Below are 21,480 nucleotides of genomic sequence, written 5' to 3' on the forward strand. Positions count from 1 at the left end.
GGTCGTCGTGGCCGGTCGTGACGGAAAAAGGGGCGGTGGTTAGCGAAGTGTCACTGGCCTCCGGCCCGCCCCCTCCGTTACGTTCCGCGAGGAGACACTCACGGAGGAGGACCACGTGGAGCCGACCGTACGACCGCGCGGAGCCGGAGCGACCCCGGTCCGCCGAGCGTGACGCCCGCCGCGCTCTTCGCCGGGGGGCTCGCCGCCGGGCTGCTGGCGGGCACCGCCTCGTGCACGGCGGTGCAGGGAGGCCTCCTCATCGGCCTCACCGGCCGCCGGGGCGGCTCGGAGCGCCGGTCGGGTCTCGCGGTCGTGCCGGCGTTCATCGGGGGGCGGCTGGCGTCCCACGCGGTGGCGGGGGCGCTGCTCGGCCTGCTGGGCGGCGTGGTGCGCATCCCGCCGGGGGCGAGGGCGGTGCTCCTCGTGGGGGCGGGCGCCGCCGTGATCGTCTTCGCCGTCCGGCTCATCAGGAACACCGGCCGGGCCCAGGCATGCTCCTCACACCACGCGCCGTCACCTTCGCCGCCCCCCTCGCCGGCACCGTCACCGGCACCCCCGCCGTCACCGCCGGCCGGGGTCCTCGGGCGGCTGGCGCCCTGGATGAAAGCCGGGCTGCTGGGAGCGGCCACCATCCTCATCCCCTGCGGGGTCACGCTCAGCACCGAGGTCATCGCGGTCTCCAGCGGATCCTGGCTCGGCGGCGCGGCGGCCATGGCCGGGTTCGTGGCCGGCACCGCCCCGGCGTTCGCCCTGCTCGGCGTGCTGGTCCGCCGCATCGCCACTACCAGGCTCGTGGTCCTCGCCGCGGCGGCGGCGCTCGTGGCCGGGTCGGTGACCGTCTTCGCGGGGCTGCGGCTCGGCGGGTGGCTGCCCGATCTCGGCGCTCCCCCCACCGCCACCGCCGGCGCGCAGACGAGGGCGGACGGCACCCAGGTCGTCACCGTCTGGTCGACGACCCGGGGCTACCGTCCCGGCGTGATCTCCATCGAGGCCGGGCGGCCCGCGGACATCGTCTTCCGCACCCTGGACAACCAGGGATGCACGCGCACGCTGACGATCCAGGGCCGGGACATCACGCTCCCGGTGACGGGCGCGGCCACCGTACGGCTCGCGCCGCAGGTCCCCGGCAGGCTCCGCTACGTATGCGGGATGGGGATGTATGCCGGATTTATCAACATAAGCAAACCGCCGTCCGCTGGCACGGCGACCGTGCCGGGACGGTGACATCCCTGGTGGCGGGCGGGTCAAACGCGTTCCGCCGGACGGCAAGAAGCTGTCGATTATGTTCCATCTCTTTGGATCACGTGCGACTCTGTCCCCCATGACGTGGTGGCATGGTGAACCGGAGGCGGCGGTCGCGTGGCCCGCCGTGCCGATGCCCCGTGCGCCCGAAGCGTCACTCCGGGAACCCAGCGAGGCCGACCTGCTGAGCGCCGCCCAGGCGGGCGACTCGGGGGCCGCGCACCGGCTCGGCCGCCTGTACGCCCAGAGAGGCGACCGGTCGGCGGCACGCCACTGGTGGGAGCGGGCGGCGGGCGCCGGGAACATCGACAGCACCTACAACCTCGGCGTCTGGCACGAGAAACACGGCAGCCTCGACGAGGCGATCACGTGGTACGAGCTCGCCGCGGGCGCCGGGGACGCCGAGGCCGCCGTCAACCTCGCCACCCTGCTGCTGGAGCAGCGGGGAGACGTCCTCGGCGCGCGCCACTGGTTCGAGAGCGCCGCCGGCGCCGGGTCGCGCCCGGCCACCCGCAGGCTGGCCCTGCTCTGCGAGGACGTCGGCGACCCCGTCGTCGCCCGCGACTGGCACCACCGCGCGGCCTCGGCGGGAGACCTCTCCTCCGCGCACGACCTCGCCTTCATGAGCTACGCCGCGGGCGACGAGGGGCAGGCGCGCGCGTGGTGGGAGTACGCCGCGAGGGGCGGGCACGCCGACGCCGCGTACTACCTCGGGCGGCTCCTGCACGCCGACCGCGATCCGGAGGGCGCCGAGACGCTCTACCGCCTCGCGGCCAAGGTCGACCATCCGGCCGCCGCCTCGCAGCTCGGCAGGCTCGCCCTCGCGCGCCGCGACCTGCGTACGGCCCGGGCCTGGTTCGAGCGCGCCGCACACTTCGGCAGGGTCGAGGACCAGCGCATGGCGGGGTTCGTCTGCGTCGAACTGGAGGACCCTCGCGCGGCCAGCCACTGGTTCGGCCGCGCGGCGGCCAGCGGCGACCCCGAGTCGGCCTACAACTTCGGCCTACTCCTCATCGCCGAGCACAACGACCTGCGGGGCGGGCAGCACTGGTTCCGCCAGGCCGCCATGTACGGGCACCAGGGTGCGGCGACGGAGCTGAGCACCCTGCAGTCGGTCATCGGCGTCCGGCCCGCGGACACGCCGCAGCCGGTCGTCGGCGCGCGACCCGCGGACACCTCGCGGTGGACGTCCGACCAGGTGGTGACGGTGTGGGACCGCCCCGTGGAGCCGGAGCTGGTGGCACGCGCCGAGCTGGCCGTCGCGGCGGCGGGCAGGCGGGGCGGCACCATGCTGCGCATGGCCGACCTCACCGAGATCCTCGGCACCTGGGACCTGCTCACCCGGCGGCTCAGAGAGCCCATCGACGTGATCGCCTGGCTGACCGAGAAGAGCGGCCTGCACGCGGCCGCCGTCGAGCATCTCAGCTCGGTGCGCATGACCCTGCTGAGGCCAGGCACCGCCCCCTGGCCGACCCCGGGCGAGATCGAGCATGTGCTCGCCACCTCACGGCAGCTCCGCAAGCGCCTCGGATTGTCCTGACATCCGAGGCGCGTCGCGGGCGATGCCGGCGGCGGCTAACCGAGCAGGTCGGCGACCCGCGCGAACGGCAGGCCGTGCGCCTGGGCGACCTGCTCGTAGGTGAGCTGCCCCGCGTGGGTGTTGAGACCGAGCGCGAGCGGGGCGTCGCCGCGCAGCGCCTCCTGCCAGCCGAGGTTGGCGAGCTTGACCGCGTACGGCAGCGTCGCGTTGGTCAGCGCGTAGGTCGAGGTGTTGGCCACCGACCCGGGCATGTTGGCCACGCAGTAGAACACCGAGTTGTGCACCTTGTACGTGGGCTCGGCGTGCGTGGTCGGCCGGGAGTCCTCGAAGCAGCCGCCCTGGTCGATGGCGATGTCGACCAGCACCGACCCCGGCTTCATGCGGGAGACGAGCTCGTTGGACACCAGGGTCGGAGCCTTGGCGCCCGGGATGAGGACGGCTCCGATGACCAGGTCGGCCTCCACGACGGCCTGCTCGATGGCGTACCGCGTGGAGACGATCGTCTTGAGACGGCCCTGGTAGATCGCGTCGATCTGGCGGAGCCTGTCGATGTTGACGTCGAGGATCGTGACGTCGGCGCCCATGCCCACCGCGATCTGCGCGGCGTTCAGGCCCGAGACGCCGCCGCCGATGACGACGATCTTGGCAGGGGCGACCCCCGGGACACCGCCCGGCAGCACGCCGCGGCCGCCGTTGAACCGCATCAGGTTGTACGCGCCCACCTGCGGCGCCAGCCGGCCGGCCACCTCCGACATCGGGGCCAGCAGGGGCAGGGAGTTGCCCACCTGCACGGTCTCGTACGCGATCGCGGTGACCTTGCGGTCGAGAAGGGCGTCGGTGCACGCACGGGAGGCGGCGAGGTGCAGGTAGGTGAACAGGACCTGCCCCTCACGCATCCGGGGGTACTCCTCGGCGATGGGCTCCTTGACCTTCAGGACCAGGTCGGCCTCGCCCCACACCTCGTCCGCACTTTCGACGATCTTCGCCCCGGCGAAGAGGTAGTCCTCGTCGGGGATCTGCGAGCCGAGGCCCGCGTCACGCTGGACATGGACGTCATGGCCGTGGCGGACGAGCTCGTGCACACCCGCCGGAGTGGCGGCGACGCGGTACTCGTGGTTCTTCACCTCGGCGGGCACGCCGATCTTCATCGCGGAATCCTTTCAGAATGGCTCGAGTGATGGTATGCGGACGTGCCCCTACCAGCACAAACGCGGGAAACGGGATCTACAGGCGTGCCCAGGCCTCGGTGAGGACGGAGCGGAGGATCGACTCGATCTGGTCGAACTCCTCGGGGCCGCAGATGAGCGGCGGCGCGAGCTGTACGACCGGGTCGCCGCGGTCGTCGGCGCGGCAGTACAGGCCCGCTTCGTACAGGGCCTGCGAGAGGAAGCCGCGCAGCAGGCGCTCGGACTCCTCGTCGTTGAAGGTCTCCTTGGTCGTCTTGTCCTTGACCAGCTCGATGCCGTAGAAGTAGCCGGCGCCGCGCACGTCGCCGACGATCGGCAGGTCGAGCAGCTTCTCCAGCGTGGCGCGGAAGACGGGCTCGTTCTTCTGGACGTGGCCGAGGAGGTCCTCGCGCTCGAACAGGTCGAGGTTGGCCAGCGCGACCGCCGCCGAGACCGGGTGCCCGCCGAAGGTGTAGCCGTGGGAGAAGCTGTTGGTGCCGGAGCTGAACGGCTCGAACAGCCGCTCGGAGGCGATCATCGCGCCGATCGGCGAGTAACCGCTGGTCATGCCCTTGGCGCAGGTGATGATGTCGGGGACGTAGTCGAACTTCTGCCCGCCGAACATCGTGCCGAGGCGGCCGAAGGCGCAGATGACCTCGTCGGAGACGAGAAGCACGTCGTGCTGGTCGCAGATCTCGCGCAGGCGCTGGAAGTATCCGGGCGGCGGCGGGAAGCAGCCTCCGGCGTTCTGCACCGGCTCGACGAAGACGGCCGCGACGCTGTCGGGGCCCTCCATCTCGATCGCCTTGCCGACCTGGTCGGCGGCCCACCGGCCGAACTGCTCGGGCGACAGGTCGGCGAAGCCGGTGATCTCGTCCGCGCGGTAGTAGTTGGTGTTCGGCACGCGCACCGAGCCCGGCACGAGCGGCTCGAAGGGCTGCTTGAACGCCGGGATGCCGGTGATCGACAGGGCGCCCTGCGGGGTGCCGTGGTAGGCGACCGCGCGGCTGATGACCTTGTGCTTGCCCGGCTTGCCGGTGAGCTTGAAGTACTGCTTGGCGAGCTTCCAGGCGGACTCGACCGCCTCGCCGCCGCCTGTGGTGAAGAACACACGGTTCAGGTCACCGGGGGCGAGCTCCGCGAGGCGCTGGGCCAGCTCGGCGGCCTTGGGGTGGGCGTACGACCACAGGGGGAAGAAGGCGAGCTCCTGTGCCTGCTTCGCGGCGGCCTCGGCGAGCTCGGTGCGCCCGTGCCCCACCTGCACGACGAACAGCCCGGAAAGGCCGTCCAGGTAGCGCTTGCCGTGAATGTCGTAGATATGGGCACCGTCGCCCCGCACGATCGTCGGGACCTCGCCGGCGTCGTAGGAGCTGTGCCGGGTGAAGTGCATCCACAGGTTGTCCTGCGCTGCCCTCAGGACGGCGGCCGTGTCGGTTTCAGGTCGCGTCATGGCTATCTTCCCTCAGTGATCTCGACTGCCCTCAGTGTGCATGCTCCACACCGGGGATTACAACTGGTTACGTGGCGACACTATGCAAGAACTTCGGAATCCGTGATATCGCTATGTAACAACGACGAAATCCGTTTGAGTGTGTCGTGCTTCGCGCCGCTCACCGCAACCCCGAAGACGTCGGGGATGGCGCGCCGAAACGCCGACGATCACGGGTTCGCCGCTGGTGGCACGGTCGGTACCACGCCTGTGATGCAATGTGTCGAATCAGAACACACACGATGCGGGGAACAGATAGTCGTGACACCTGAGCAAATCGAGAACACCGTCACAGCCGAGATGCCTCGGGCGGTGGACGAGCTGAGGCGGCTGGTCTCCATCCCGTCGGTCGCCTTCCCCGGTCACCCGGAGGAGCCGGTGTACGCGGCCGCCGCGATGACCGAGGAGCTGTTGCGCAGCGTGGGTCTGCCCCACGTCCGGCAGATCCCCGTCGAGGGCAGCTTCCCCGCCGTGTACGGCGAGGCGCCCGCGCCTCCCGGAGCGCCCACCGTGCTCCTGTACGCGCACTACGACGTGCAGCCCGCCGGTGACCTCGCACTGTGGCGCACCGCCCCGTTCGAGCCGACCCTGATCGACGGGGCGCTGTACGGCCGGGGCGCCGCCGACGACAAGTCGGGCGTCATCGCGCACGTCCTCGCGCTGCGGGCCTTCCAGGGCCGGTTCCCCGTGGGGATCAAGGTCATCATCGAGGGCCAGGAGGAGTACGCCGGCGAGCGCCTCGAAGCGTTCGTCGAGAAGAACCCCGAGCTGTTCCGCGCCGACGCGATCGTCGTCGCCGACACCGGCAACCCGAGCGTGGGCGACGCGGCCGTGACGACGTCCCTGCGCGGCCTCGCCGCGTTCACCGTCGAGGTCCGCACCCTGAACGAGTCGCTGCACAGCGGCTCGTTCGGCGGCGCCAGCCCCGACGCCCTGGCCGCGCTGATCCGCATGCTCGCCGCGCTGCACGACGACAACGGCGACATCCGGGTCCCCGGCCTGCCGCGCGGCGTCTTCCTGGGCGCCGGCCCCTCCGACGAGGAGTTCCGTGCCACCGCCGGGGTGCTCGACGGCGTGTCCCTGGTCGGTTCTGGCTCGCTGGCCGACCGCCTCTGGGCCTCGTACGCGATCACGGTCACCGGCATCGACGCGCCGACCGTCCACGGTGCGATCAACGCCGTCCAGGCCGTGGCCCGCGCCCGTGTCACCGTCCGGGTTCCCCCGGCGGGCGACCCTGGCACCGCCGCCGACGACGTGGTGGAGCACCTGCGCCGGGCCGCGCCGTGGGGCGTGCAGGTGTCGGTCACCGACCGGGTGCTCGGCTCGGGCTACCTCGCCGACACCGGTGGCCGCGCCAGGGCCTCGCTGAACCGCGCGATGGAGCGCGCGTTCGGCCGGGCGCCGCGTGACATCGGCGCGGGCGGATCCATCCCGCTGGTGGCGACTTTGGTCAGGCAGTTCCCCGCCGCTGAGATCCTGCTGTTCGGCGCCGAGGACGACGGCGCGTCGATCCACGCGCCGAACGAGCGGCTCGTCCTGGAGGAGCTGCGCCGCGCCGCCACCGCCGAGGCCCTGTTCCTGGCGGAGTACGGCGCCATCTGACCGGTTCCGCTCCGAAGACCGGTCGCTCCTCTGGTTCCGCGAGCTGTTTGCAGCCGGTTCGGAGCTGGTTCGGAGGGCGCGGCCGGTCGCGCCGGAAGCCCCCGTGCCGTCGGCACGGACATGGCCGGTCAGCCGTGGGCCGCAGGCGAGGAAGAGCCCCCGGAGAGCACGCGCTGGAGTTCGGCCGGGCCGGCGTTGGCACCGCTGCAGACCACCCCGACCTTGCGTCCCGCGAACTCCTCCTTCCGGCTGATGAGAGCCGCCAGAGCGGCGGCCCCGGCAAGCTCGGTGAGCGTGTGCGCCTCCGAGAGCAGCACCCACTGGGCGAGGCGGAGATCGTCATCGGTGACCAGCGTGAAATCGTCGAGATCCCGCATGATCGCCTGGGGCAGCGCGAAGGCCGAGCCGGTGGCGAGCCCGTCCGCCACGGTCCCCACCGGCCGCCTGACCGGCTCGCCCGCCCGCCACGAGTCGTGAGCGGCCGGGGCGAGCGACGACTGCACGGCGATCACCCGGCACCGGGGCGCGATCGCCTTGGCGACCAGGCACGCGCCCGCCCCGCCCGTACCCGACCCCACCGGGACGAAGATCGCGTCGAGGTCCGGCCGCCGGGTCAGCATCTCCAGGTAAAGCGTGCCGACCCCGGCGATCAGGCCGGGCTCGTCGGCGGGGCTGATCAGGCGGTTCCCCCGGTCCGCGGCGAGCGTGACCGCGTACTCGCCCGCCTCGACCATCGTGGCGCCCTTGATGTCCACGGTCGCGCCGAGGGCCTCGACCGCCGCGACCTTGGCGGGGTTCGGGTTCTCGGGCATCACGATCGTGCAGGGGGCGCCGAAGATGCGGGCCGCGTACGCGATCGACTGGGCGTGGTTGCCGGTGGAGTAGGTCAGCACGCCGGCCGCCCGCTGGTCCTCGGGCATGCGGGCGAGCAGGTTGATCCCTCCTCGCACCTTGAACGCGCCGGTGGGCTGGGCGTTCTCGTGCTTGACGAGCGTTTCGGTCCCCAGCCGCTCGTCCAGCACCGGATACGACCACATGGGGGTCTCCGGCAGGTGTGGAGCGATCAGCCGCGCGGCGTCGAGGACGTCGGTGATGGATGGCGATGTCGTATGCACGGATACCACGCTCGGGCACCGTCATCCATAGGTCCAATGCCAACACGCGCCATGTTCCATAGATACGGTTGATGGATGCTCGATGTCCTGCGTCTGCGCGTCCTCGATGCCGTGGCGAGGAACGGTTCGGTGACGGCGGCGGCCAGAGAGCTGCACTACTCCCAGCCCTCGGTGAGCCATCATCTGGCCCGGCTGGAAGCGGAGACGGGGCGAAGCTCGTCCAGCGGGCCGGGCGTGGCAGGTAGACGTCGCGGTGACCTTTCACTACGCCGGGAGCCCGCACGACGACGAGGGGCTTCGCTACGCCGGAGCGGCGCCCGAGGACAAAGGGGTGCGCCTGACCGCGCTGTTCGAGGATCCGAGCTTCCTGGTCACCTCGTCGGCGACGCCCACGGCGGGCACGCTCGCGGCCCACGCCGGATCCAAGTGGATCGCGGGATGCGACCGGTGCCGCCTCCACCTCCTGGAGCTGTGCGCGCGGGTGGGGTTCGAGCCCGCGATCGCGTTCACGACCGACGACTACGTGGCTGTGCAGGCGATGGTCGCGGCTGGGCTGGGGGTGACCGCGCTCCCCCGGCTCGCGCTGTCCGCGCATCGCCACGCCGGCGTGGAGGTCCGCGAGCTCCCCGGCTCCACCAGGCACGTCTTCGCGGCCACCTACGGAGAGCCCCCCGACCCACCCGCGACGGCCGCCCTTCTCCGCGCCCTGGCCGACACCGCGCGACAAGCCGCCGTGACCGGTGAGTGGTAGAAACCGTCGTGACCGGCCGGTAGTACCATCGGCCTCGGCGCCGTGGCGGCGTTCGCCGGCGACGGCGTGCGCAAGGCCTGAGAGCGCGACCCAGCGCGGCGAACTAGACCAGATGGCACCGGCAGGCTCAGGAGAGCGCCGCCTGGACGGTCTCCCTGGCCCAGCGGTAGTCGGCCTTGCCCGCGGGTGAGCGGACCATGCGGTCCACGAAGGCGTAGGTCCGCGGGACCTTGTATCCCGACAGCTTGCCCCTGCAGTGGGCGTCCAGCTCCTCGACCGTCGGCTGGGCCCCCTCCCTGGGCTCGATCACGGCGGCGACGCGGCTGCCCCAGCGCTCGTCCGGGATCCCGGTCACGACGGCGTCGAACACGGCGGGGTGACCCTTGAGCACGGCCTCCACCTCCTCGGGGAAGACCTTCTCGCCGCCGCTGTTGATGCACTGCGAGCCGCGCCCGAAGACCAGGATCGTCCCGTCGTCCTCTATCTTGGCGAGGTCCCCGGTGAGCAGCCAGCGCGTCCCCTCGGCGTCGGTGACGAAAGTCCTGTTCGTCTTGTCGGGGTCGTTGTAGTACCCGAAGGCGATGCTGCCCGTCTTGGCCACGGTCCCCATCTCGCCGGACCCCGGCTTCACGGGTTCGAGGGCGTCGTTCAGCACGGCCAGCGTGGCGCTCGCGTTGGGCTGGTACTTCAGCCCGGACTCCGGGGACGAGCCGGCCACGGCCGAGGCGGTGTAGCCGGACTCCGTCGAGCCGAAGCTGTCGATGATCATCACGTTCGGCAGCAGTTCCTGCAGCCGTTCGCGCACCGCGCCTGTGAGGATGGCCCCGGTCGAGCTCAGGACCATGAGCGACGACAGGTCGTACGTCCCGGCGGCGATCTCGTCGGCGAGGGGGCGCGCCATCGCGTCGCCCGTGATGTTGATGGTCAGCACCTTCTCGCGCTCGACCGCGCGCAGCACCTCGGAGGCGTCGAACCTCGGCGTGTAGACGATGGTCGCCCCCATCCACCAGGCGATGAACGTGGCCATCTGCGCCGCTCCGTGCATCAGCGGCGCGGCGGGCATCATCACGATGGGCCCGGAGTTCCTCGCCGTCTCGATGACCTGCCCCGGCTCGCGGTGCGGCTCCCCGTACGGGTTGCCGCCGCCGAAGGCCATGAACAGGTCCTCGGTGCGCCACATGACGCCCTTGGGCATGCCGGTCGTGCCGCCGGTGTAGATGATGTAGACGTCGTCGCCCGACCGCGCGGGGAAGCCGTCACGCCCCTCCGGCCGCCCGGCGACGGCCTGCTCGTACGGCACGGCGCCCTCGACCTGCGAGGTGCCGCCGACGGCGATCAGGGTCTCCAGCTTGGGACACCGCGGGGCGGTGGCGCCCACCCTGTCGTCGAACTCCACGTCGAACAGCAGGGCCACGATGTCGGAGTCGGTGTACAGATAGAGCAGCTCGGACTCGACGTACCGGTAGTTGACGTTGACCGGCACGGCCCTGATCTTCAGCGCCGCGAGGATCCCCGCGATGTACTCGATGCCGTTGTACAGATGGATGCCGACGTGCTGCCCGGGTTCCACACCCCGGTCGCGCAGGAAGTGCGCGAGGCGGTTGGCGTGCGCCTCCAGCCCGGCGTAGGTCATGCGGGTGTCAGCGCAGACGACGGCCACGCGGTCCCCGATCGCGTCGGCCAATCCCTCGAACAGATCAGCGTGGTTGAACTCCATCGGGGACACTCCTTAGAAGTCGCGGCTGAAGGCCCTCACGGTCTGTCACTCCCGACCATCCACATGGCGAAGAACTGGGCGCCCCCGCCGTAGGCGTGGCCGAGCGCGCGGCGTGCCCCGTCCACCTGGTGCTCGCCCGCGAGGCCCCTGACCTGCAGTGCGGCCTCGGCGAAGCGGATCAGTCCGGACGCGCCGATGGGGTTGGAGCTGAGGACGCCACCGGAGGCGTTCCAGGGGATGTCCCCGTCGAGCGCCGTGGCCCCCGATTCGGTCAGCTTCCAGCCCTCGCCCTCCCCGGCGAAACCCAGGTTCTCCAGCCACATCGGCTCGTACCAGGAGAACGGGACGTACACCTCGGCGACGTCGATCTCGCGCCGGGGATCGGTGATGCCGGCCTGGCGGTAGACGTCGGCGACGCAGTCCTTGCCACCCTGCGGGTTCACCGTGTCGCGGTCCGCGCGGAAAATGGGCTCCGAGCGCATCGCCGTGCCGTGGACCCAGGCCGGCGTGCCGGTCACCTTGTGCTCGGCGGCGAGCACCATGGCGCAGGCGCCGTCCGAGGACGGGCAGGTCTCCAGGTAGCGGATCGGCTCCCAGAGCATCGGCGTCGACTCGACCATCGCCCGGTCGATGCCGGGGATCCTCAGGTGCGCGTACGGGTTCTTGAGGGCGTTCCGCCGGTCCTTGACGGCGACGAGCGTGCCGATGTGGTCTGGTGCGCCGGACCGCCGCATGTACTCGCGGATGTGCGGGGCGAAGTAGCCTCCCGCGCCCACGACCAGCGAGGCGTTGAACGGCAGGTGCGTCGACAGCGCCCACGTCGCGTTGGACTCCGACTGCTTTTCGTAGGCGACCACCAGCACCCGGTCGTGCACGCCGCCCTGGATGAGCGAGGCTCCGACCAGCCCGGTCGAGCCGCCCACGCTGCCGGCGGTGTGGACGCGCGTCACCGGCTTGCCCGCGGCGCCGAGCGCGTCGGCGAGGTAGGCCTCCGGCATCATGACGCCCTCGAACAGGTCGGGCGCCTTGCCGATGACGACCGCGTCGATGTCCTTGAACGTCAGTTCGGCGTCCTCCAGGGCGCGCAGGGCGGCCTCGCGCACCAGCCCGGCGATCGAGACGTCCCGCCGCTTGGTCTGGTACTTGGTCTGCCCGACCCCGATGACGGCGCAGCGGTTTCCCATGGTCAGGCCTCCAACACGGTGACGAGGTTCTGCTGGAGGCACGGGCCCGACGACGCGTGGCCTACGGTACGGCTCGCGCCGCCGTCGATGATGCGCCGGGCGGCCTCGCCGATGCGGATCAGCCCGGTGGCCATGACGGGATTGGCGGCCAGAGGTCCGCCGGAGGGGTTGACGACCGTGTCCGGCGGCAGGCCGAGCGCCTCGCGGAGGATGAGTTCCTCGTGGCTGAACTGGGCGTGCAGCTCGGCGACCTCGACGGGCCCCTTGCCGACCCCCGCGGCCCGTGCGGCGTCGGCGGCGGAGGCCGACCGGGCGAGATCTCGCATGCCCAGGTAGTGCGGCTCTATCCGATGGGCGATGCCGGTGATCCACGCCGGGCGTTCGACCAGTTCCCTGGCCAGGTCCCCGGCGGCCAGCACCACCGCCGCCGCGCCGTCGGTGATGGGCGCGGCGTCGCTCGGGCGCAGCGGCTCTACCTCGTACCCCTCCTCGCCGGGCTCGGGAAGGTCCAGCGCGTACGGGTTGGCCCTGCCGTCGGCGCGGCTGCGCCGTACGATCTCGCGGAGCGCGGCCGGGTCGGCGCCCAGCGCGCCGGCCTGCAGGGCGGCGAAGGAGACCTGGTCGAGGCCGAGCGGCGCAAGATAGTACGGGTCGAGCTGGAGCGTCATGATCTCCCGCAGGTCGCCCTGGGAGGACTTGCCGTACCCGTAGACCAGCGCCGAGTCCACGTCGCCGTGCTGGAGGCGCACCCACGCCTCGTACAGGGCCCAGGCGGCGTCCATCTCGACATGGCTCTCGGAGATCGGCGGCCAGGCGCCGATGGCGTCCAGCGCGGAGACGAACGAGAACGGCGCCCCGGCCAGGTAGTCACAGCTTCCCGAGCAGGTGAAGCCGAACCTCGTCAGGCCGGAGAGCCTCTTGACCTCCTGGATCACCGGGGAGATCAGCTCGGGCTCGATCAGCCCCTCGTCGTGGTCGGTGTGCTTGGTCTGGGCGAACGCGACCACCGCTACCTCACGCACGCGACCCTCCCCTCACGCGGCTCGCGCCGTCGATCCTCACAGCTCGCTCGCTCACAGCTCGTGCACATAAAATTGGCCCGCTCACAGCTCGGCGTCCGGCTCGCCCGTGGGGGCGAACCACCTGATGTTGGTCATGGACCGGGTTCGCTCCTCGGGAGGCACCCAGACGGCCTTCACGCGCATGCCCTGCCGCACCTCGTGGGCGGGCACGTCGCCCATCAGCGCGATCATCGGGACGTCCGCGCCGTCGAGCAGGATGTAGGCGGAGACGAACGGCACCTCGGGCGCGCGGGGGTCGGGCAGGTTGTTGATGGCGAAGGTGGTGACGGTGCCGGTGTCGGGCAGCTCCACCTCCTCGCTGATGGAGGAGCCGCACTGCGGGCAGGTGGTCCGGTAGGGCACGTAGACCTTGTCGCAGTGCGTGCAGCGCCCGGCGAGGAAGACGCCTTCGCGGACGCTTTCGAGGAAGCGGGCGAGCGATCGGCCAGGCTGGACGCGGTACTCGGTGCGGACGTGCGACACCATCGTGGTGACCTCTGGAACGAAGCACGATATGTCGGTGATGTGCCCGACCCGGTCGGCTTCCGGCCTGAACCGGGGACGCACCCGCAGGCCCGGCCGCATCGCCTTGACGTCACCGGCGTCCACCGCGTGGACCAGCGAGGTGTCCGCGCCGTCCAGCTTGACCAGCGCCCACGCGAACGGCCGGTCGAGCGGGTGTCCCTTGCGCGGCGTCTCCACCCAGGCCCAGCCGAGCACGGTGCCCGCCGGGCCGACCTCGACGAACGTGCCGGTCACGGCCTCGCCCGTGGCCGGGTCGTACTCCAGGGGCGGTACGAGCACGCGGTCGTCGGCCGTGCGGACCCCGACGATCCGCCCGTCGCGTAACTCCGTGAGGAAACGCCCGATCACCGGTCCCGTCGTGCGGGTGTACCCCCCGGGGAACTCCAGCACATGCTCGGCGATGAGCGGTTCAGATGGCACGGTCGCGGCCCTCCCAGTAGGGATCACGGAGTTTGCGCTTGAGGAGCTTGCCGTTCGGCTCGCGCGGCATCTCCTGGATGAAGTCGATCGAGCGCGGCCACTTCATCCTGGCCAGCCGCCCTTCGAGTGACCGGAGGATCTCGCTCGCCAGCTCGGGCCCCGGAGCGACGCCGGCGGCGGGCTCGATGACGGCCTTGATCTGCTCGCCCCACTCGTCGTCCGGGATGCCGAAGACGGCGACGTCGGCCACCTTGGGATGGATCACCAGCTCGTTCTCGATCTCGGCCGGGTAGATGTTGGTGCCGCCCGAGATGATCATGTCGGCCTTACGGTCGCAGAGGTAGAGGAAGCCCTCCTCGTCGAGGTAGCCGATGTCCCCGACGGTGAAGTGGTCCCTGAGCCGGTTCTCCTCGGTCTTGGCGGGGTCGCCCTTGTACTCGAAGCGCAGGCCGGCCATCTTCATGTAGATCGTGCCGGGGGTTCCCGTGGGGACGGGCTCGTGGCCGTCATCCACGATCAGCAGCTCACTGATCGGCCACGCCGTCCCGACCGTGCCCGGGTGCTTCTTCCACCCCTCCGGCGTAGCGATGGTGCCGCCGCCCTCGGTCGCCGCGTAGTACTCGTAGATGCAGTCGCCCCACCACTCGAGCATCGCCCACTTGACCGGGACCGGGCAGGGCGCGGCGGCGTGGATCATCCACTTCAGCGAGGAGAGGTCGTACCTGTGCTTGACCTCGTCGGGCAGGCCGAGCAGCCGCTTGAAGTGCGTGGGCACCATGTGGGAGTTGGTCACCCGGTACTTCTCGCAGAGCCGAAGCGTCTCCTCGGGGTCCCACTTGTCCATGTAGACGAGCGTGTGCCCCATGTGCAGCGCCGTGCCGCCGAACTGCGTGACCGCCGTGTGGTAGTTCGGCGAGGTGACCAGGTGGGCGTTGGGCCTGCCCGCCGTGACCCCGAACAGCGAGAGCAGGAACGACATCAGCTCGGCCGCGTCGTCCGGGTCGAGTCCGTTCAGTGGCCGCCTGACGCCCTTGGGCCTGCCCGTCGTGCCGGAGGTGTAGTGCATGGTGGCGCCGGCCGTACGCTCGTCCGGCAGCGTGGCGGGCCGTCCGACGGTGAGCTCCGACACCGGCCGGAACCCCTCGATCGCGCCGAAGGAGAACCGCCGGTCCGCCTCGATCGCCTCGGCGCCCCGCGCGCCCTCCTCGGCGTACCGCTCGTGGACGAAGAACGCCTTGGCCTCGCTGTCGGAGACGATGTACGCGATCTCGGGCCCGGTGAGGTGCCAGTTGACCGGGGTGTAGTACCAGCCCGCCTGCAGCGCGGCGAGGTACACCGTGAGGCCGTCGACTCCGTTCGGCACCAGGCCGCAGATGCCGTCGCCCGCCTTCAGGCCGAGGTCGCGCAGGCCGTGGACCAGGCGGTTGGCCCGGGCGAGCAGCTCCCCGGCCGTGTATTCGGTGCCGTCGGGATCCACCGCCGCGATCCAGCCGGGATCCGCCTGCGCAAGCCTCCAGAAGCCGAGCGAGCCCATCGGAACTCCCTTGTTCGGTTCCGCCTTGACGTCCGCAACGTCCCCCGAATCCGCCGCAGTGAAGCACGTTCCTGATATTCAGGCAAGACCTGGCGCTACGGGAGGGTTACGAACAAGAATCTGTTCTAGTTCGCAAGCCGCAGACTAACCCGCCCGGCGCGAGCCGAGCAAGCGCTTGATTAACGACTACCGAGCGTCCGGCCGGCCGGCAGGCGCCTGACCTATGAGGACGGTGTCCATGGAGCTCCTGCCCATCAGCACGCCACACTGCCGCGTCGAGCGTGAGGACCACGTCGTGGTGGTGACCATGGACCGTCCCGAGGCCAGGAACGCGCTCTCGTCGGACATGCTGGTCGGGCTCGCCGACGCCTGGGCCTACATCTCCGCCGAGCCCGGCGTGCGGGCCGGCATCCTCACCGGCGCGAACGGCACCTTCTGCGCCGGGGCCGACCTCAAGGCCATGGGCACGCCGTCCAGCGACCCCCGCGTGCTCAGGCGCGCCCAGGAGATCCCCGACTTCCACTGGAAGGGCCTGCTGCGCGACAGCGACACCCTGCCCACCAAGCCGATCATCTGCGCGGTCGAGGGCTACGCGGTCGCGGGCGGCACGGAGCTGCTGGTGGGCACTGACCTGCGGGTGGTCGCGGAGTCGGCGACGCTTGGCCTGTTTGAGGCCAGGCGCGCACTGTTCCCCATGGGCGGCAGCGCCATCAGGCTGCCGCGCCAGATCCCCTACGCGTTCGCCATGGACCTGCTGCTCACCGGCCGGGCCGTCACCGCGCAGGAAGCGCTGTCGATGGGCCTGGTCAACCGCGTCGTGCCCGACGGTGAGGCCCTGGCGGTGGCGCGCGAGATCGCCGACCAGGTCTCGGCCTGCGGGCCGCTCGCGGTGCGGGCCATCCTGCGGACCTACCGCGAGACCCTCGGCATGCCCGAGGCCGAGGCCCTCAAGGTCTCCGACGCCATCGGCTGGCCGGTGATCGGCTCCGACGACGCCAAGGAGGGCTCCCGCGCCTTCCGCGAGAAGCGTCCCCCCGTCTACAAGGGCGACTAGCCCGCCGCGCTCACGCCCGAGCCTGGATCATGGCGTGCGTGCCCGTGGTGCGCCAGGGTTCTCCCGCCGCCTCCAGCCTGGCCAGCGTACGCTCGCCGACACCGACGAGCACGTCGGACTTCAGCGTGCGCAGGGCGGCGACCGGCCCCGGGAAGTACGCGGTGACGTCCCGGAACGGCGTGGCCGGCGGCCACTCCCGGTCGCCGACCAGCCTGCGGTAGTTGAGGTCCCCCTTGGTGATCGTCAGGGCGGCCGAGGCGAATTCGGCGAGCAGGTCGTCCGGCATGTCGCGGTACGGCAGCGGAGCGCAGGAGAAGGGGTGGGCGCGCAGCGCGAGCCGTCCCTCCCCCACCGCCCGCCACAGCCGCGCGCCGACCTCGCCCGCCTGACCCGGCGCGCCCGCGAGCCGCCGCAGGCAGGCCGCCACGTCGGCGGGCGTGGCGTCGGACACGAAGTACGGGTGCGGCTTGACGTGCAGCACCACCTCGGCGGCGAGCCCTTCGGCCAGGAGGTGGTCGATCAGGATGAGGTCGGGCAGCAGCTCGCGCCCGGCGTTGTCCGCGAGCACGCAGATCTTCCCCGGGGCGCCGTCGCGGATCAGCGACCACAGCAGCGCGCTGTCGTCGACGACCAGGGCGGAGACCTGCTCGCGCTCGTCCGTCAGCGTGACCCTGAACGACAGGTCGGCGCGGTTGCCCCAGAGCGACCCGAGCAGGAGCCCTTTCGCCCGCTCCTCCGCAGGGAGCGTGGCGGCCTTGTCCAGCGCGGACAGCTCGTCGTCCACCGCGGCGCCCTGCAGCTCGACCTGCTTGACCGGCCCGAACGGGTCGACGCCCCGCCACGGGCCGTCCCCGAAGTAGCCCGTGGCGTCGAGGAGCTTGCGATAGAAGTAGCTCTCGGCCCACAGGAACGGCACGTCGACCCACCGGCCGCCGAGCTTGCCGCGCCCCCACTCGGCCCACGCGGCGAAGTCGTGCGCCGAGGCGCCGAGCGGCTCCATCACATCGCGCGCGACCTCGTCCGCCAGCCGGTCGAGCGCCTCGTGCCGGTCGGGGGTGTACGGCAGCGCCTCCCTGACCTGCCGCAACAGAACCGGATGCCGGTCGCGGAACACCCCGAGGGCGTACGAGCCCGGCACGTTGCCCATGATGGGAGGCGCGTCGATCGTCTCCGGCATTCGTCCAGCTCCTCCGCTCGGCGTCACACCCGCCAGTAAACCGCACGCCGAGCCAGAAGCCGGGATCAGTCTCCCGTGAGGCGGTCCAGGCGTTCGATGGCCGCGAGTACTGGTCGGAACTTTTCAAGATCTGCGCTTTTCACAATAGAGATTCTACATTTTTATCAAGATCCCTATGACAGGATGCTCAATAGGAGTTGTGCGAAATTCACATCAGGAAGGGTGGCCAGTCCGTGCCCGAGATCCCCCGGCGTCTCAGAACCAGGATCGACCGGGCCCTGTCCGCCTTCCGTGTCACCGTCGTCACGGGTCCGCGCCAGTCTGGAAAGACCACACTCGTGGGACAGGTTCTGGACGGGCGAGACGGCGCGCTGCGAAGCCTCGACGACGACAGGCTCCTGGCCGCAGCGCTTGTGGACCCCGTGGGATTCACCAGGTACGGCCCGCCTCCTCGCGCCATCGACGAGTTCCAGCTGGGCGGCGACGCGCTCGTCCGAGCGGTCAAGCTGCACGTGGACGCGGACCGGACTCCGGGACAGTTCCTTCTCACGGGCTCGGCCGACTTCCTCACCGTCCCGGGAATCTCCGAGTCCTTGGCCGGGAGAGCTGTGCTCTTCACTCTCTGGCCGTTCTCCCAAGGAGAGATTCACGGTGCCCCGGACGGCTTCCTCGACCTCGCCTTCCACGATCCAGAAGCCCTGCGGTCCGGCCGGTCATCCGGGGTGCAACCAGAGGATTATCTGGCGATGATCTGCGCGGGGGGCTATCCCGAGGCCATTCGCATGGATGGAACCGACCGCGCCGATTGGTTCGACAGCCTGGTGAGCACGGTCACGCAGCGCGATATCGCCGACGTCACCGGTGCACGGCGGTCGAGTGAACTTCCCGGGCTACTCCGCCTCCTCGCGGCCCGCACTGCCGGCGAGGTCGTGGTCTCCCAGGTCCAAGCTGACTCCGGGCTGGCACGTGGCACCGTCGATGACTACATCGGCTTCCTTCGCATGACATATCTCGTTCATGAGCTTCCGGCCTGGTCGACCAGCCACGCGACCCGCGCCAAGAGGCGTCCCAAGATCTTCCTGACGGACACGGGCCTCGCCTGCCACTTTCTCGGTGCGGACCCAGGAGGACTGCTCCGGCCGGAGGATCGCCGGCGCGGTCCGCTGACGGAAACCTTCGTGGTCAATGAACTGACCAAACAGCTCGGCTGGACGCGGAGCCGCGTCAAACTTCACCACTTCAGAGACACGCACGCCGAGATCGACGTGGTAGCCGAGACACCGGACGGGCGGATCGTGGCCATCGAGGTCAAGTCAGGGCTTTCCGTCACCGCGAAGAGCTTCAAGCACATGGCCGCGCTCCGCGACAAGCTGGGCGACGCCTTCGTACACGGTTACGTCTTGCACTACGGGGACATCCCCCTGTCCTTCGGGGACCGGCTCACCGCGCTTCCCCTGTCGTATCTCTGGCAGGCGGGCTGACGCGGAACAAGTGTGCCCCGAAGGCCAGGGCTTCCCCTTGGTGTTCGATGAGACGCGATCAGTCTCCCGTGAGGCGGTCCAGGCGCTCGATGGCCTCGATGTACTCCTCGACCAGGCCGAAGACCACGTCCTTGGCGGATTTCACCTGGTTCATGGAGCCGATGATCTGGCCGGCGGGGAACGTCGCCAGCTCGGCGGCGTCGGAGTCGCCGATCCTGCGCAGCGCCCCGGAGATCAGCATGAACTGCAGGGGCATCGGCAGCGTGCCCGGTGACTCGGCCGACTCCCAGGCCTCGGTCCACTCGTTCTTGAGCAGCCGCGCGGGCTTGCCGGTCCAGGAGCGGGACCGCACGGTGTCGCGGGAGGTGGCCTTCAGGATCTTCTGCCGGGCGTGCTCGGGGGTGTCGGCCTCCTCGACCGTCAGCCACAGCGAGCCGGTCCAGACGCCCTCGGCGCCGAGCGCCATCCCCGCGGCCATCTGACGGCCCGACCCGATGCCCCCCGCGGCGAGGACAGGGACGTCGACGGCATCCACGACCTGCGGGATCAGCACCATGGTGGAGATCTCGCCGGTGTGCCCGCCCGCCTCGGTGCCCTGCGCGACGACCACGTCGACGCCGACCTCGACCTGCTTGATGGCATGGCGCGGTGTGGAGGCGAGGGCGGCGACCTTGACCCCCTTGGAGTGGGCCAGATCGACGACGTCCTTGGGCGGCGGGCCGAGCGCGTTGGCGAGCAGCGCGATCGGGTGCTTCAGCGCGGTCTCGACCTGGGGCCGCGCGGTGGCGTCGGTCCAGCCGAGCAGCACCCTGCCCGCGTCGGCCCCGCCGGACAGCGGGGGCACGCCGTGCTCGGCCAGCAGGTTCTCCACGAACCGGCGGTGCCCGTCGGGGATCATCCCCTGCAGCCTGGCGACCAGCTCCTCTGGGGAGTCGACGCCGAGGTCGGCTCCCTCGTACGAGGCGGGCATGACCACGTCCACGCCGTACGGCCTGCCGTCGACGTGGTCGTCGATCCACTTGAGCTCCATTTCGAGCTCTTCGGGAGTGAAGTAGAGGGCGCCGAGCACTCCCATGCCACCGGCGCGGCTGACCGCGGCGACGACATCCCGGCAGTGGCTGAAGGCGAAGATCGGCAACTCGATCCCGAACATGTCGGTGACACGTGTCCGCATGGCACGAATGTACGGCTCCCGCGAAGAGGGCTGCAACGCGTTCTAGCTAGAAGTTTTGGTCGGTACGGCCTGCCGGTCGCCCGAACATGATCGCGTCAGCGGAGAAGAGAGGAACACGTTCCAGTCCTGCGGCTCACATCTCTGTCCATGGACGGTGAAAAAATGTTGGGCATGATCCGACCAATTACTGTCAAATTTCGTGACATATCGGCATTGCGGACATAACACGTTAGTCGTACGTTCCCGGTATGGACCTGGAGCTCCGTCACCTCAAGATCGTGCGCGCGGTCGCCGAGGCAGGGAGCGTCACCAAGGCGGCCACCCAGCTAGGGCTGGCCCAGCCATCGCTGACCGCGCAGCTCAAACGGATCGAGCGCACGCTCGGTGGCGCTCTCTTCGAGCGTGACCGCAACGGCGCCCGCCCCACCCCCCTCGGCGAACTCGTCCTGACACGGGCACGCGTCCTGCTGCCCGCAGTGCGGGAACTCCAAGAAGATGCGGTGCGCTTCGCCAACACCTATGAAGGAATACCCGGGTTCCGGATCGGCGCCACCCACGGACCCATACTCGGCGGCCTGGTCGAACGGCTCACGGTCGCCCACCCGAACACGCCCGTCAGCACCCGTACGTCGTGGTCCTCACGCGAGCTCACCACGATGGTGAGCGCAGGCCGGCTCGACTTCGCCCTCATCGGGACGTGCGGGGACGCCCCGCCCCCCGCCGCCGACATCATGACGTGGAGCGTGGTCGGGGCCGACCCCGTCTTCGTCCTGCTCCGCAAGGACCACCCCATGGCCGGGGAGAAGGAGCTGGAGCTGTCAGACCTCGCGGACGAGGCGTGGGCGGTGGCCCCGGGAGACGGCTGTTTCGCCGACTGCTTCGCCGGTACGTGCGCGCGTGCGGGCTTCGTCCCGAAGACGATGTACGAGACCGACGTGGGAACCTGCCTGCACCTGGTCAAGGTGGGCAAGGCCGTGGCGCTGTGCCAGGCGACGTTCGAGCTGACCGCCGAGCTGGTGATGATGCCGATCGCCGGGGCGCCACTGCGGTGGCGGCACCTGCTGGGCTGGCATTCGGACTCCATCGCCGCCCGCGCCGCCCCCTCGCTGGCGCACCACGCGCGGGAGGCCTACGCGGACGCCATAGGACGCAGCTCCCGCTACACCGACTGGCTCGTCGCCAACCCGGAGTACGGCGCGGTTCCATAGCGCGGCGGTAGGGGCAAAGCAATATATCCGCGACCAGCAT

General features: G+C 70.5%; 17 protein-coding genes and 1 pseudogene. 8 read left to right on the forward strand and 10 right to left on the reverse strand.

Features of this window, described 5'->3' with window-relative positions:
• The first annotated feature begins 168 nt into the window (after nt 1–168).
• Both AB0O34_RS15405 and AB0O34_RS15410 read left to right on the forward strand, forming a co-directional pair.
• Nucleotides 169–1,224: a sulfite exporter TauE/SafE family protein gene (locus AB0O34_RS15405; RefSeq protein WP_363916000.1), complete on the forward strand. Its 1,056-nt coding sequence runs from the start codon at nt 169–171 to the stop codon at nt 1,222–1,224.
• A gap of 97 nt (nt 1,225–1,321) precedes the next feature.
• A complete protein-coding gene (locus AB0O34_RS15410) occupies nt 1,322–2,782 on the forward strand; it encodes a tetratricopeptide repeat protein (RefSeq protein ID WP_363916001.1) in 1,461 nt (486 codons plus the stop codon).
• Nucleotides 2,783–2,817: 35 nt separating this feature from the next.
• Here the strand turns inward: AB0O34_RS15410 and ald are convergent, their stop codons facing one another.
• Nucleotides 2,818–3,930: an alanine dehydrogenase gene (gene ald / locus AB0O34_RS15415; protein ID WP_363916002.1), complete on the reverse strand. Its 1,113-nt coding sequence runs from the start codon at nt 3,928–3,930 to the stop codon at nt 2,818–2,820.
• 76 nt (nt 3,931–4,006) lie between these two features.
• The gene (locus tag AB0O34_RS15420; protein ID WP_363916003.1) at nt 4,007–5,398 is read right to left on the reverse strand and encodes an aspartate aminotransferase family protein; all 1,392 of its coding nucleotides are present in this window, start codon (nt 5,396–5,398) and stop codon (nt 4,007–4,009) included.
• Between the two features lie 300 nt (nt 5,399–5,698).
• On the opposite strand from AB0O34_RS15420, the gene AB0O34_RS15425 reads away from it, so the two are divergent.
• Nucleotides 5,699–7,039, forward strand: coding sequence for a M20/M25/M40 family metallo-hydrolase (locus AB0O34_RS15425; RefSeq protein WP_363916004.1), 1,341 nt, complete (start codon nt 5,699–5,701; stop codon nt 7,037–7,039).
• 128 nt (nt 7,040–7,167) lie between these two features.
• On the opposite strand, the gene AB0O34_RS15430 is transcribed toward AB0O34_RS15425, so the two are convergent.
• The gene (locus AB0O34_RS15430; RefSeq protein WP_363916005.1) at nt 7,168–8,154 is read right to left on the reverse strand and encodes a pyridoxal-phosphate dependent enzyme; all 987 of its coding nucleotides are present in this window, start codon (nt 8,152–8,154) and stop codon (nt 7,168–7,170) included.
• Between the two features lie 75 nt (nt 8,155–8,229).
• On the opposite strand from AB0O34_RS15430, the pseudogene AB0O34_RS15435 reads away from it, so the two are divergent.
• Both AB0O34_RS15435 and AB0O34_RS15440 read left to right on the forward strand, forming a co-directional pair.
• Nucleotides 8,230–8,307, forward strand: a pseudogene (locus AB0O34_RS15435) (hypothetical protein); the annotation flags it as partial.
• Between the two features lie 100 nt (nt 8,308–8,407).
• Nucleotides 8,408–8,905, forward strand: coding sequence for a LysR substrate-binding domain-containing protein (locus AB0O34_RS15440; RefSeq protein WP_363916006.1), 498 nt, complete (start codon nt 8,408–8,410; stop codon nt 8,903–8,905).
• 127 nt (nt 8,906–9,032) lie between these two features.
• On the opposite strand, the gene AB0O34_RS15445 is transcribed toward AB0O34_RS15440, so the two are convergent.
• From AB0O34_RS15445 to AB0O34_RS15465, 5 genes are all read right to left on the reverse strand, one after another.
• Nucleotides 9,033–10,622, reverse strand: a complete 1,590-nt coding sequence (locus tag AB0O34_RS15445; protein WP_363916007.1) for an acyl-CoA synthetase — start codon at nt 10,620–10,622, stop codon at nt 9,033–9,035.
• A gap of 35 nt (nt 10,623–10,657) precedes the next feature.
• A complete protein-coding gene (locus tag AB0O34_RS15450; RefSeq protein ID WP_363916008.1) occupies nt 10,658–11,806 on the reverse strand; it encodes a thiolase domain-containing protein in 1,149 nt (382 codons plus the stop codon).
• Between the two features lie 2 nt (nt 11,807–11,808).
• Nucleotides 11,809–12,828 (reverse strand): thiolase domain-containing protein, encoded by a 1,020-nt coding sequence (locus tag AB0O34_RS15455; protein ID WP_363916009.1) that lies wholly within the window; start codon nt 12,826–12,828, stop codon nt 11,809–11,811.
• An 81-nt stretch (nt 12,829–12,909) separates the two neighbouring features.
• Nucleotides 12,910–13,812 (reverse strand): OB-fold domain-containing protein, encoded by a 903-nt coding sequence (locus AB0O34_RS15460; RefSeq protein WP_363916010.1) that lies wholly within the window; start codon nt 13,810–13,812, stop codon nt 12,910–12,912.
• Nucleotides 13,802–15,346, reverse strand: a complete 1,545-nt coding sequence (locus tag AB0O34_RS15465; protein ID WP_363916011.1) for an acyl-CoA synthetase — start codon at nt 15,344–15,346, stop codon at nt 13,802–13,804. Before AB0O34_RS15465 ends, AB0O34_RS15460 begins: the two co-directional genes overlap by 11 nt.
• A gap of 238 nt (nt 15,347–15,584) precedes the next feature.
• On the opposite strand from AB0O34_RS15465, the gene AB0O34_RS15470 reads away from it, so the two are divergent.
• Nucleotides 15,585–16,400, forward strand: a complete 816-nt coding sequence (locus AB0O34_RS15470; RefSeq protein ID WP_363916012.1) for a crotonase/enoyl-CoA hydratase family protein — start codon at nt 15,585–15,587, stop codon at nt 16,398–16,400.
• A 10-nt stretch (nt 16,401–16,410) separates the two neighbouring features.
• On the opposite strand, the gene AB0O34_RS15475 is transcribed toward AB0O34_RS15470, so the two are convergent.
• The gene (locus AB0O34_RS15475) at nt 16,411–17,577 is read right to left on the reverse strand and encodes a damage-control phosphatase ARMT1 family protein (protein WP_363916013.1); all 1,167 of its coding nucleotides are present in this window, start codon (nt 17,575–17,577) and stop codon (nt 16,411–16,413) included.
• A 233-nt stretch (nt 17,578–17,810) separates the two neighbouring features.
• On the opposite strand from AB0O34_RS15475, the gene AB0O34_RS15480 reads away from it, so the two are divergent.
• Nucleotides 17,811–19,058, forward strand: coding sequence for an ATP-binding protein (locus tag AB0O34_RS15480; RefSeq protein ID WP_363916014.1), 1,248 nt, complete (start codon nt 17,811–17,813; stop codon nt 19,056–19,058).
• Nucleotides 19,059–19,116: 58 nt separating this feature from the next.
• On the opposite strand, the gene AB0O34_RS15485 is transcribed toward AB0O34_RS15480, so the two are convergent.
• Nucleotides 19,117–20,232: a nitronate monooxygenase family protein gene (locus tag AB0O34_RS15485; RefSeq protein ID WP_363916015.1), complete on the reverse strand. Its 1,116-nt coding sequence runs from the start codon at nt 20,230–20,232 to the stop codon at nt 19,117–19,119.
• A gap of 248 nt (nt 20,233–20,480) precedes the next feature.
• On the opposite strand from AB0O34_RS15485, the gene AB0O34_RS15490 reads away from it, so the two are divergent.
• Nucleotides 20,481–21,440, forward strand: coding sequence for a LysR family transcriptional regulator (locus tag AB0O34_RS15490; RefSeq protein ID WP_363916017.1), 960 nt, complete (start codon nt 20,481–20,483; stop codon nt 21,438–21,440).
• Nucleotides 21,441–21,480: the final 40 nt, after the last annotated feature.

It is taken from the genome of Sphaerisporangium sp. NPDC088356 (assembly GCF_040685555.1).
Taxonomy (GTDB): domain Bacteria; phylum Actinomycetota; class Actinomycetes; order Streptosporangiales; family Streptosporangiaceae; genus Sphaerisporangium.